Annotated in this window: 12 protein-coding genes; 2 read left to right on the top strand and 10 right to left on the bottom strand. The window is 68.4% G+C overall.

The features are described 5' to 3' along the window. Positions 1-78: 78 nt before the first annotated feature. The 6 genes from A37U_RS0134575 to A37U_RS0134600 all read right to left on the bottom strand — a co-directional run bounded on the left by A37U_RS0134575 (position 79) and on the right by A37U_RS0134600 (position 6,106). A complete protein-coding gene (locus tag A37U_RS0134575) occupies positions 79-858 on the bottom strand; it encodes a sugar phosphate isomerase/epimerase family protein (protein WP_020501241.1) in 780 nt (259 codons plus the stop codon). Between the two features lie 6 nt (positions 859-864). After that, positions 865-2,004, bottom strand: a complete 1,140-nt coding sequence (locus tag A37U_RS0134580; RefSeq protein ID WP_157183197.1) for a glycosyltransferase family 87 protein — start codon at positions 2,002-2,004, stop codon at positions 865-867. A 74-nt stretch (positions 2,005-2,078) separates the two neighbouring features. Continuing rightward, entirely contained in the window at positions 2,079-3,038 is a 960-nt protein-coding gene (locus tag A37U_RS0134585; protein ID WP_026197924.1) for a Ppx/GppA family phosphatase, read from the bottom strand. Between the two features lie 28 nt (positions 3,039-3,066). After that, positions 3,067-3,747, bottom strand: coding sequence for a response regulator transcription factor (locus tag A37U_RS0134590; protein WP_020501244.1), 681 nt, complete (start codon positions 3,745-3,747; stop codon positions 3,067-3,069). 70 nt (positions 3,748-3,817) lie between these two features. Further along, on the bottom strand, positions 3,818-4,978 hold the full coding sequence (locus tag A37U_RS0134595) for a sensor histidine kinase (protein ID WP_020501245.1): 1,161 nt from the start codon (positions 4,976-4,978) through the stop codon (positions 3,818-3,820). A 270-nt stretch (positions 4,979-5,248) separates the two neighbouring features. Then, positions 5,249-6,106, bottom strand: coding sequence for an oxidoreductase (locus A37U_RS0134600; protein ID WP_020501246.1), 858 nt, complete (start codon positions 6,104-6,106; stop codon positions 5,249-5,251). A 248-nt stretch (positions 6,107-6,354) separates the two neighbouring features. Between A37U_RS0134600 and A37U_RS48825 the strand changes: the two genes are divergently transcribed. After that, positions 6,355-7,353: a hypothetical protein gene (locus A37U_RS48825; protein WP_157183198.1), complete on the top strand. Its 999-nt coding sequence runs from the start codon at positions 6,355-6,357 to the stop codon at positions 7,351-7,353. Between the two features lie 177 nt (positions 7,354-7,530). Here A37U_RS48825 and A37U_RS0134610 read toward each other — a convergent pair whose 3' ends face one another. From A37U_RS0134610 to A37U_RS0134625, 4 genes are all read right to left on the bottom strand, one after another. Continuing rightward, positions 7,531-8,277, bottom strand: a complete 747-nt coding sequence (locus A37U_RS0134610) for a phosphoglyceromutase (protein WP_020501248.1) — start codon at positions 8,275-8,277, stop codon at positions 7,531-7,533. A gap of 453 nt (positions 8,278-8,730) precedes the next feature. After that, positions 8,731-9,204 carry a type III secretion system chaperone family protein gene (locus A37U_RS0134615; protein WP_240437782.1) on the bottom strand — a complete coding sequence of 158 codons (474 nt, stop codon included), beginning with the start codon at positions 9,202-9,204 and terminating at the stop codon, positions 8,731-8,733. 27 nt (positions 9,205-9,231) lie between these two features. Then, entirely contained in the window at positions 9,232-10,491 is a 1,260-nt protein-coding gene (gene mshA / locus A37U_RS0134620) for a D-inositol-3-phosphate glycosyltransferase (RefSeq protein WP_020501250.1), read from the bottom strand. After that, on the bottom strand, positions 10,488-11,288 hold the full coding sequence (locus A37U_RS0134625) for an alpha/beta fold hydrolase (RefSeq protein ID WP_020501251.1): 801 nt from the start codon (positions 11,286-11,288) through the stop codon (positions 10,488-10,490). The genes mshA and A37U_RS0134625 overlap by 4 nt, the downstream gene beginning before the upstream one ends. Before the next feature lie 24 nt (positions 11,289-11,312). On the opposite strand from A37U_RS0134625, the gene A37U_RS0134630 reads away from it, so the two are divergent. Further along, positions 11,313-12,050, top strand: a complete 738-nt coding sequence (locus tag A37U_RS0134630; RefSeq protein WP_040589461.1) for an SDR family oxidoreductase — start codon at positions 11,313-11,315, stop codon at positions 12,048-12,050. The last annotated feature ends 19 nt before the right edge of the window (positions 12,051-12,069 follow it).

A 12,069-nucleotide genomic window follows, 5' to 3' on the forward strand; every position in this document is an offset into this window, starting at 1 on the left:
GCACGGGAGTCAGCATATCCGAATGATGTCTATACATCAAACAGGATAGTGCGACGTTCCGCCGTCCGTGTGACGGGGTCAGCGGGCGAGGTGCAGTTTGGTGTACAGCAGTGCTTCGGCGAGGTTGGTGGTGCGCTCGGCGTCGCTGCGGTCGGTGCGGGTGCTGACCTCGATGATCACGGATCCCTGGAAGCCGGTCTCGCTGAGTGTGTCGAGGAGTTCGCCGCAGGGCTGGGTGCCTCGTCCGGGGATGAGGTGTTCGTCGCGGGGGAGCCCGGTGCCGTCGGCGAGGTGGACGTGGCGCAGTCCGGTACCCATGCGGGCGGCGAGTTCGAGGGCGTTCATCCCGGCCGCGGCGGTGTGTGAGAGGTCGAGGGTGTAGTCGGCGTACCCGACGTCGGTGGGGTCGATGGAGGGATGGAATGCGTGCACGGCGACATTGCGCAGTGGTTTGGCGGGGAACATGTTCTCGACGGCGATGGCGATTCCGGTGCGCTCGCTGAGTTCGGCGACGAGTTCGGGGAATCGTTTGGCGTAGCGGCGTTGCCAGACGAACGGCGGATGTACGACGACGGTGGGGCAGTCGAGCTCGGCGGCGAGTTCGACGGATCGGCGCAGCCGCACGGTGGGGTCGGGAGACCAGACGCGCTGGGTGATCAGCAGTGAGGGGGAGTGCAGGGAGAGCACGGGCATGCCGTAGCCGCGCAGGTATCGGCGCAGTGTGGTGCTGTCCTGGCTGTCCTGGTCTCCCCAGACCATCACCTCGACCCCGTCGTACCCGAGCTCCGCGGCGTACCGGAACCCCGCTTCGGCCCGACGTGGCCAGACCGATGCGGTGGACAGGCCGATTGGGATCACGGGCCGCTACGACCCGAGGTAGAGCAGTAAGGCCGGTGTAGCGGTGACGATGAGCCCGACGACCACGGAGAAGATGGTGGTCTGCAGGTCTTTGGCGCGCCATGCCTTGCGTACGAGGAAGACGATGGCAAGGGTGACCACGATCGCCGCGATCACGCCGATGATCTTGCTGTAGCTCCACAACCAGTCGAAGCCGAGCCAGACGAGTCCACCGCCGACGACTCCGGCGGCGATGAGGCCGACGAGGGTGAGCCATTCACGGGCACCGCGCGGCTCTTCCTCGTAGTCGTAGTCCTCGTCCTCGGCGGGTTCGTACCCGTCCTCGTCGAGGTACTGTGATTCGTCGTACCGGGCGGGCTCGTCGTAGTGCGTGGACTGGTCGTAGTCCGCTGGTTCGGCGTAGTCCTCGTCCGCGTCGTCCTCGAGGTCGGGCACGGGGTGGAACGCGGTCTGCTCTCCAGGCTCCTCGTCCTCATCGTCGAAGTCGGGAGTGTAGTACCCGGTGGACTCGACCGCGGACGGACGGCCCTGCAGCGGTGCCTCGGGGATCGCCTGGATCTGTTCGGTCAGCGGCTCCGGCGGCGCACCGGCAAGGCGCGCGGTCATCGAGGCGCGCTGTGGTTTCGGCGCGTCCTCGGGAAGCGGCGGAGGCGGGGTGTATTTCGCCGGATCGGAGTAGTCGTCGTACTCCGGTGGTTCGGGGAACCCGGCCTGCTGTTCTGGTTCATCGACCGGAGGCATCGCCCTGGTCGGCGGTTTGACCGGCAACCGCCCGCTCGACTGCGGCCGCGCGGGAACCGGGGCGCCGGCGGCCTGCTGCTGCTGTGCTTGCGGCTGCGGGCTCGGTTTCGGCTTCGGTTGCGGCTGCGGGCTCGGTTGGGGGTTCGGCTGGGGTTGGGTCTGGGGGCGTGGCTGCGGCGGCGCGGGGTGCCCGTTGGCGGTGTGCGCGACCGGCGACATGTTGGTCCCCGTGTCCCCCCGGACCCGGTCGATGATCGCCTGCGGTGCGGTGTCCTCCGCCGCATCCTCGGCGCGACGACGGCGCCCGCGCGCTGCCTCGCCTTGCTGCTGCGACCCACCGTGCTGGGCGAGCAGTTCAGCGACGGTGCGCTGTCGCGTATTCGACTCGTCGTCTCGAGAACTCATCCATTCCACCGTGCCTTGTGTTTCCGTCTACCACCAGTGTGGTCGATGTGGCCTTGCTCGCCAACACCGGGCCATCATGGCTTGAGCATTATCGCAGTCTGCTCTGCCCCATTGGTCTGGTCCAGCCTGCGCAGGATCACACCTTCGCGTAGTGCCCACGGACAGATTTCCAGCTCGCTGACCCGTAATCCGCGCATCGCGGACTCGGCGACGAGCGCCCCGGCTACGAGCTGGTGGGCCCGGTTCGCGCCGACTCCCTCGAGCTCGGCGAGATCCGCCGCGGACATCCGGGAGATGAACGAGATGAGCTGGCGTAGCCCGGTGTGAGTGAGCGTCCGGCGCACCCGCGGCCCCTCCGAGGAGGGCGCGGCCCCGGTCAGCCTGGCCAGCGAGCGGAATGTCTTCGAAGTGGCGACCACCCGGTCGGGCGCACCGTTCTTTCGTAGTTTCTTGACCACGGGGTGCAGTTGTTCATCGACCCAATCGCGAAGCTCGTTGACCTCGGCGCGTTTCGGTGGATCGTGGCTGAACTTGGTCCTGGTGAGCCGCCCTGCGCCGAGCGGTAGCGACCATTCGCTCTCCGGTGCCTCGTCGATGCCGCTGGCGATCTCGAGCGAGCCGCCGCCGATGTCGAGCACCAGCAGCTGTCCGGCCGACCAGCCGAGCCAGCGCCGGACGGCGAGGAAGGTCAGCCGTGCCTCGTCCTCCCCGGTGAGTACCCGCAGCTCGACCCCGGTCTCCTCGCGCACCCGTTCGAGTACCTTGGCCGAGTTGTTCGCCTCCCGCACCGCGGATGTGGCGAAGGAGAGCAGGTCCTCGCAACCGAGTTCGGCGGCCGAAGCACGCGCCGTGGCGATGGTGCTCACCAGTTCGTCCGCGCCTGCCTTGCTGAGGTTCCCGGCGGAGTTGATCTTCTCGGCGAGCCGGAGCACGGTTTTCTCCGAGCTCATCGGCGTCGGATGTGCTCCGCGGTGGGCGTCGACCACGAGGAGGTGCACCGTGTTCGAGCCGACGTCGAGGACTGCTAATCGCACGGGGGCTAACGGTACTCCCCGGAGTTGGTCAAGCTTCGAATTTGTAACCGAGGCCGCGCACGGTCACCAGGTAGTGCGGATCGGAGGGATCCGGTTCGATCTTGCCGCGCAAACGTTTGACGTGGACATCGAGGGTCTTGGTGTCCCCTACGTAGTCGGCGCCCCACACCCGGTCGATGAGCTGGGTCCTGGTGAGCACTCGCCCGGTGTTCCGCAGCAGGTACTCGAGCAGGTCGAACTCCTTGAGGGGCAGCGATACCTCGGTTCCGGACACGGAGACCACGTGCCGTTCGACGTCCATGCGCACCGGGCCCGCGGCGAGCACCTGTCCGCCGGTCTCCTCGTTCTCCCCGCCCCTGCGCAGGACCGCGCGGATGCGGGCGATCAGTTCGCGCGCCGAGTACGGCTTGGTCACGTAGTCGTCGGCGCCGAGTTCGAGCCCGACGACCTTGTCCACCTCGCTGTCCCGCGCGGTCACCATGATCACGGGGACCGTCGAACGGGTGCGAAGCGTGCGGTAGACGTCGGTACCGCTCATTCCGGGCAGCATCAGATCGAGCAGCACGATGTCGGCCCCGTTGCGGTCGAACTCATCGAGCGCTTCCTGCCCAGTGGTCGCGACCGAGGGCGTGAACCCCTCCTTGCGCAGGAGGTAGGCGAGCGGATCGGCGAACGATTCTTCGTCCTCGACGATCAGAACCCGACTCATCGCTCTCCCTCCCTGCGGGAGCTCGACGCTTCGCGAGGACGCGGTATCGATGAAACACTGCCAAGCTCGTTCATAGTGCTCCTTCGTGTTCGGCTAACTGAACTGGTGCGGGTGGCTGCACCGGCACCGCTGGGATGCGGATGGTGAACGTCGAACCGGTGCCTTGCTGGCTCCACAGGCGCACCGAACCCCCGTGGTTCGCGGCGACGTGCTTGACGATGGCCAGCCCGAGCCCGGTTCCCCCGGTGGCCCGGGAGCGCGCCTTGTCGACCCGGTAGAACCGTTCGAACACGCGCTCCTGGTGTTCGCGCGCGATCCCGATACCCCGATCGGTCACCGCGATCTCCACGTAGCCGCCCGATTCGCGCCGGGAGATGGAGACTCCGCTGCCTTCCGGGGAGTAGGCGATCGCGTTGTCCAGCAGGTTCGCCAGCGCGGTCACGAGCAGGGAATGGTCTCCGTCCACAGTGAGCCCGGAGTCCTCGTCGGTGGTCATGGTGATCCGGTGCGATTCGGCGGCCAGCGCGGCCCGGTGCAGTGCCTCGTGCACCACCTCGTCCACCTTCACGGTCTGCAGTTCGGGCAGCCGCTCCGCACCCTGCAGTCGGGAAAGGGAGATCAGCTCGTTGACGAGGCGGCCGAGCCGATTGGACTCGTCGAGGATCTTGCCCGCGAACCGGTGCACCTCGGCCGGATCGTCCACGTAGTCCAGCAGGGCCTCGGCGAGCAGGGCCATCGCGCCGACCGGGGTCTTGAGCTCGTGACTGACGTTGGCCACGAAATCGCGGCGGGTCGCCTCGAGGCGCACCGTGTCCGACTGGTCAGCGACGTCGATGACGGTGAACCCGTCGAGCAGCCTGCGCACCTCGCCGAGCACCGCCTGGGGTGCCCGGCCTGCCTGGGGCACCTGCGGGGTGAGGTCCACCTGTTCGGTCACTCCGGTGCGGGCGACCCGTTCCGCCGTGGTGCGCGCGGAGCTGTCCACCCGGTTGTCGGTGACCACGCCGAGCTCGGCCGCACGCGTGTTGTAGAGCAGTACATCGCCGAACTCACCGAGCACCACGACGCCGTTGTGCCCGGACTGCACGACCTCGTGGACCAGATCGGCCACGGTCGGCCCGTGCTGCTGCGGGCGCTGCCTTCGCCGTCGCTTCCCGCGAACGACAGCGCCGATGGCGAGGCCGAGCACGAACGCCGCGAGGATCGCGAGCACGATCGCCGCCGTCGTCACGGTTTCGGCCCCGAGGCGGGTCCGGATGCAGGTTCCACGGCCGCATCGTAAGCGCGTTCCCACCCGGTCGGGCTAGTTCACGCGCGAATGAGTGACCGCTTCGACATTTCCCGAGCGAATTGTTCCGTTCGCGTTCACCTGCCGGTCACCGCTGCGACGCGGGCCGGACGGCGGGATACTGCACAGCAGAAAGATGTTTGCAGAAGTTTCTTTGCAAAATCACCTGTGCAGGCCTTCCTTTGCAGAGAGATCTCTGCAAAGGCAGAGTCGTCAGGCCCGCAGTGCGGCCACCTCTGCCTCGGACAGCTCGATCTCCGCCGCGCCCACGTTCGCCTCGAGGTGCGCGGGTGTCGAGGTCCCGGGAATGAGCAGCAGGTTCGGTGCCCGGTGCAGCAACCAGGCCAGCGCGATGCGGGCCGGGGTCTCGTCGCGGTCCTCGGCGACCCGGACCAGCTCGGGCTGCTCGAGCATGTCCGGGTTGACGTGTCCGCCGAGCGGGAAGAACGGCACATAACCGATTCCCGCCTCGGCGCACCGGTCGACAAAGGCCGCGTCGGATTGGTCGGCCAGGTTGAAGGAGTTCTGCACCGTGGCCACGGGCGCGATGGCCAGCGCCTGATCGAGCACCCGCTCGGTGACGTTGGAGAGGCCGAGCGCGCCGATCAGCCCCTCGGACTGCAGGGTCGCGAGTGCCTCGAAGGGCTCGTGGGCGTCCCCGTCGAAGGGCCCGTCGATCCCGCCGAGGCGCAGGTTCACCAGTCCGATGCGATCGGTACCGAGCTCGGTCAGGTTGGCTTCGAGATCGCGGCGCAGTTCGCCGAGGGTGTGCGCGGGATCGGCGGGGGAGTTCCCGTCCTCGGCGAAACGCGGGCCGATCTTCGTGGCGAGCACCAGTCCCTCGGGATACGGGTGCAGCGCCTCCCTGATGAAGGTGTTCGAACTGGCCCCGTCCCTGCGGTAGAACCATGCCGTGTCGATGTGGTCGACGCCGAGTTCGACCGCGCGCCGCAGGATGGTGTGAGCCGCTTCGGTGTCGCTGCGCCGCCCGATCGGCCAGCCGGGAAGCCGCATGGTGCCGAATCCCATCCGGTTGACCCGGGTGCCGCCAAGATCGAAATCACGTGCCATGTCCCAAGCCAACCACATATGAGCCTGCCTGGCGCCCCGCGTCCTGCTTGCACTGCAACATCGGCGAAATACCTTCGCATGCCGGCGCGATGCCTGGCTCGTTGTCGTCAGTCGCCGTAGAACCCCGCTATGGCTCTTCCTTCGCCTTGCTGATCCCGGACGCGGGTGGCCCGCAGAGCACCGTCACGCCGACTCCCGCTCGCGACGGACGAGAGCTCCCGAGCGCACTCTGGTCCACAATGACCTCCGTGACATCGAAGTCGGGTTCGCGCCGAGTCGTCGCCGCCGTGGTCATCGTGCTGCTCGTGCTCGCCGCGGGCGGGATCGTCTATCTGTTGCTGCCCGTGGGAAAGAAGCAGGCGGATACCCCGAAGCGGCCGCCGCCCTCCTCGAGCGCCCCGGGGCCGCTGCCTGCGAACCTCGCACTGGTCGCCCCCGCACGCACCGAACAGGCCGCCGATCAGGTCGCTTCGGCGATCGGTGCGGCGTACTCCTATGACTCGGCGAAGCTGGAGCAGCACAAGTCGTCCGTGGACGGCGTGGTCATCGGGAAGGCGCGGGCGGACCTGGAGCGTTCGCTCACGGGTCTGCAGGGCAAGCCCGCGACGAGTGTGACGACCAAGGTGACCGAGAGCGCGGTGACGAGCCTGACCGGGAACACCGCGACCGTGCTCGTGGCGCTGACCGAGAAGGTGCGCAGCGAGGGCAAGACCCATGATCTGCTCGCACGCATGCTGGTGACCGCGCGCCATCAGGGGGCGCTATGGCAGATCACCGACACCGACGCGAAGTTCGACAAGCCCATCCCGCGCCCGAATGTCGGCGACCTGCGCCCGGAGAACCGGGCGGATCTGCCGCCGATGCAGCTTGCCGCGCAGCGCGACCTCGTGCTCTCCGCCGCGATGACCGATGCCGAGCGGTTCGCCTCGAGCGACTACCGGGACCCGGACCGGAGCCTGTCCGCCACCATCGCCATGACCACCGGAAAGCTGCACGATCAGGCGGTGGCCGGGAAGGCGGCGAACGCGGACAAGATCGCCAAGCGGGAAACGGTCATCGAGGCGCACACCGTGGTCGCCGGGGTGCGGCGGCTGGATCTGCGCGCGGGTACCGCGGATGTGCTCGTGGCGATGAACTCCGATGTCACCGCGCCGAACGGGGACAAGGGGACGACACCGAGCACGGTCGCCCTGCGCATGCAGCGCATCGGCGACCAGTGGCTCGTGTCGAACGTCCAGAACTTGTGAGAGTGTCCCTGGCTGGGCTGCTTGGTGGGTCCGGTAGCGGAGCCTCAGACGCTCCCTCGCTCCGGAAGCGTCTCCTCATGTATTTCCGATACACCGCGTCGGCGCTGTCCTCGCGAGGAAACACCTGAGAACACGCTGCGGGGCGAGTTGCTTGGGTGGTGAAAGCGGTCGGGTTGTTCAGCGGCCCTGATTGGCCACCGCTGCCGCGGCCTCGGCCGCGGCGTCCGGGTCGAGGTACTCGCCGCCGGGGTTGATCGGGCGCAGGCCCTCGTCCAGCTCGTAGCGCAGCGGGATGCCGGTCGGGATGTTCAGGCCGACGATATCGGTGTCGGAGACCCCGTCCAGGTGCTTGACGAGCGCGCGCAGCGAGTTGCCGTGCGCGGCGACCAGCACGATCTTCCCGGCGCGCAGATCGGGCACGATCGCGGATTCCCAGTACGGCACCAGCCTGGCGACCACGTCGGCGAGGCATTCGGTGAGTGGCCCACCCGCGATGTCGGCGTAGCGCGGGTCGGTGTCCTGGCTGAACTCGCTGCCCCGCGCGATCTCCGGCGGCGGGGTGTCGTACGAACGGCGCCAGCGCATGAACTGTTCCTCGCCGAACTCTTCCAGGGTCTGCTTCTTGTTCTTGCCCTGCAGCGCGCCGTAGTGCCGTTCGTTGAGCCGCCAGTCCCGGCGCACCGGGATCCAGTGCCGCTCGCACCCGTCGAGCGCGATGTTCGCCGTGGTGATTGCTCGGCGCAGCAGTGAGGTGTGCAGTACGTCCGGGGTGATGTCCCGGGCACGCAGCAGTTCACCGCCGCGTTCGGCCTCCGCGCGCCCCTTCGCGGACAGTGGAACGTCGACCCATCCGGTGAACAGGTTCTCCGCGTTCCAGGTGCTCTCCCCGTGTCGGAGCAGTACGAGTGTCGAGGTTGCTGCCATGCTGCCAAGCCTGCCAGAAGCCGTTACCGGCGCCGTGAACGGAATACCCACCGCGTCCGGCCACCCCTGGCCGGGTGAGTCTCGAGGTCCACGATTGTGGGTGGTGACTCTGTGATCTGTCACACAATAAGCAGCACGATAGCGGTTCATCGTGACCTCGCCGTTACTCAAAGTAGAAAAATACACCCGAACGAGGTACCTGAGCATCTTGTGATGGAACACTCCAGCGTGCGAAATTATTCGCGGCTTCCGCGGATCGGCTCCCACGCACTCCCTGGTCGGCGGAAGCAATCAATGCGGTTCGCCTTCCCCCCGTCGAGCCGCTGCCCGCCGACTACGTGGCTCCTCCCGGCCGCGTAGGTATGTCGTGACGGCGGGGACGTAGCGGGGCGGCCCGTGTATCCGACTCCCCCTCTGACCGGGCCGCTCCGCTTCCCCAATCGCTTGCCCCAGTTAATCGCCCTCGCGGTGGATGAGGTGCTCGAAGGCGCGCAGGTTCGCCAATGACTCACCGCGGGAGACCCGCCAGTCCCACTCCCGCCGGATCGAGCCGGCGAAACCGATCTCGAGCAGGGTGTTGAAGTCCCCGTCCGCGGCTTCGAGTACCTGGCCGAGCAGCTTGTCCAGTTCGCCGGGAGTGACCATGGGCAGGCCGAGGCGTCCGATCAGGTAGATGTCCCCGCGGTCGTCGATCGTGTAGTGCACGCCGTAGAGCTTCGCGTTGCGCCGCAACAGGAATCGGTAGACCTGTTCGTGTGCTTCGTCCGGTTTGCGGCAGACGAACGCCTCGATGAGCAGGCTGTGCTCGGTGCGGTGCAGCCAGCAGTTCGTCTGGAGCTTCTTGGTGCCGGGCAGGGTGAGGAAGTACCGCCCTTCGCCCTTGTGCTCGTAGGTGATCTCACCCTCGGCGAGCACGTTCTCGATCACGGTGTCCAGTTCATGCACACCGCCACTCTAAGCGGGTGTTCGCAGGTCCGTCGCCGAGCCGAGGGCGGCGCGGTAACCGCGCAGCAGTGCGTCGGTGGTGCGCTCCCAGGAGAACCGTGCGGCGTGCCGGACGCAGTCGAGGGCGTAGCGGCCGCGCAGCGCGGGTTCGGTGAGCAGTTTGGCGAGTGCGGCGGACCAACGCTGCACGGCGTGCCCGTCGACGAGCAATCCGGTGCTGCCGTCCGCGACCGCGATGGGCAGTCCGCCGACTCGGGCCGCGACGACGGGGGTTCCGCAGGCCTGCGCTTCGAGCGCGACGAGCCCGAAGGATTCGTTGTAACTGGGCACGGCGAGCACATCGGCGGCGCGGTACACGGTGGCGAGCGCGGCACCGGCGCGTGGCGCGGCGAACCTGGTCAGGTGGTCGATGCCGAGTGTGCGGCTGAGCTCACGCAACTGCGCGGGCATGGCGCGCCCGGAACCGGATGGCCCGCCGACGATGAGCACGAGCAGTTTCTCGGCGAGGCTCGGTGTTTCCCGGACCAGGGCGGCGGCCGCGCGCAGCAGCACATCGGGGGCCTTGAGCGGCTGGATCCGCCCGACGAAGCCGAGCACCAGGGTGTCCGGGGCGATGTCGAGTTCGGCGCGCGCGCGGTCCCTGCCCCCGGGGGTGAACACATCCAGATCGACCCCCGGGGCGACGACGGCGATCCGGTCGGCGGCGACCCCGTAGAGGCGTTCCAGCTGGGCCGCCTCGACCTCGGTGTTCGCCACCAGCCGGTCGGCACCCTCGGCAAGCGTCTGCTCGCCATCCACGCGCACCTTCGGCTCCGCACTCTCACCCTCGGCGCGCTGTTCGTTCTTCACCTTGGCGAGCGTGTGCGCGTTGTGTACGAGCGGCACCCGCCAGCGCCGGCGCGCGAGCAGCCCGGCCTTACCGGAGAGCCAGTAGTGCGAATGCAGCACGTCGAAGGGCTCGGCGCGGGAATCGAGCACGCCCTCGGCGAAGGCCTGCAGCTGGGCGGGCAGCTGCTCCTTGGCCAGTCCGTCGAATCCGCCCGCGGGCACGTGCCGCACGGTCACCCCGGGCGCGAGCTCGGCGATCGGAGGAAGGTTCGCCGAGTTCGCCCTGGTGAACACCTCGACGGCGATACCGCGGCGCGCCATCCTGGTCGCGGTCTGGCGGACGTAGACGTTCAGCCCGCCCGCGTCACCGGTACCCGGCTGCTCGAGCGGGGAGGTGTGCATGGACAGCACACCGACGCGGCGGGGGTACGCGGAGCTCATAGTGCGAGCAACCGCGCGAGGATGGTGTGGAATTCCTGGGCGCGCTCCAGGAACGGGAGGTGCCCCACGTCCGGCCAGATGTGAGTCTGCGCACCCGGGATGAGGCTCGCCGCGTACTCGGTGGTGCTCGGCGCGACCACGGCGTCCTGCGCACCGTGGACGAGCACGGCCGGTACATCGATCCCGGCGAGCACCTCGCGGGAGTCCACGGTGCGCGCGAACAGGGCTGCGCGCACGTGCGGGTCGACGTCGAGCGAGGCTCCGAGCAGTGCCTGGTGCAGCGCCCCGCGTACCGGGCGCACGGTCAGCCCCGCCACGAACCGGGCGAGCGCGGGGACCGCGGTCGCCGGGTCGGTGGACAGCGCGTCCGGGATGGCCGCGCGCATCACGGCACCGATCCGCCCGCCTGGCCGGTCCTTCCCGATCTCGGTGATCGCCCCGGTGAGCAGCAGCCCGCGCACTCCGCCGGTGCCGAAGTGCCGGATGTAGTCGGTGATCGCCAGCCCGCCGTAGGACCAGCCGACGAGCACCGCGGGTTCGTCCAGGGTGTCGAGCACCGCGGCCAGGTCAGCGGCCCAGGCGGCGCTGTCCGCGTACTCCCCGGCGTCCTCGGAGTCCCCGTGCCCGCGTAGATCCACCGCAAGGCATCGGCACCCCATGGCGAGCTCCTGCGGCCAGCAGCGCCCGGTCTGCGCCCAGCCGTGCAGCAGCACGACGGGTGGCCCGTTCGTCCCGGCGGTCCGGACCGCGATCCGGTTACCGCTCTTGCTGGTCACCCAGCTCAGTTCGCCTTCCACGCGATCACCCTAGAATCGCGTGCCATGGCATCACAACGGACGGCCGTGGTCACCGGCGCGAGTTCGGGCATCGGTGCGGCGACCGCCACAGAGCTCGCCGCACAGGGATTCCATGTCGTGCTGGGGGCGCGGCGCACCGAGCGCATCGCGGAACTCGCCGGGGAGATCGGCGGCGTCGCACACCAGCTCGACGTCACCGATCCGGAATCGGTCGAGCGGTTCAGCGCCGCGTTCGGGCCGGTGGATGTGCTGGTGAACAATGCGGGAGGGGCGCACGGATCCGCTCCGGTCGCGCAGGCTGTCGAGGACGACTGGCGCTGGATGTGGGAGACCAATGTGCTCGGCACCATGCGGGTGACCAAGGCGCTGCTGCCGAAGCTGGTCGAGTCCGGGGACGGTCACGTGGTCACGGTCACCTCGGTCGCCGCGCTCGAGGCCTACCCGAACGGTTCCGGGTACACCTCGGCCAAGCACGCCGAATCCGCACTGCACCGCACGCTGCGGTTCGAGCACAACGGTGAGCCGGTGCGGTTCACCGAGGTGCTGCCCGGGATGGTGGATACCGAGTTCTCCCTGGTGCGCTTCGCCGGGGACAGCGAGCGCGCGGCGAAGGTGTACGAGGGGATGACTCCCTTGCAGGCCAAGGACATCGCCGAGGTGATCGGGTTCGCGGTGACCAGGCCGCCGCACGTGAACATGGACACCATCGTGGTCAAGGCACGCGATCAGCTCACCGCGACGCAGGCGTACCGGCACTTGTGACTCCATCCGGTGAGCCCGT

Origin of the sequence: Sciscionella marina DSM 45152 (assembly GCF_000379465.1) — a bacterium.
In the GTDB taxonomy this organism is placed as follows: domain Bacteria; phylum Actinomycetota; class Actinomycetes; order Mycobacteriales; family Pseudonocardiaceae; genus Sciscionella; species Sciscionella marina.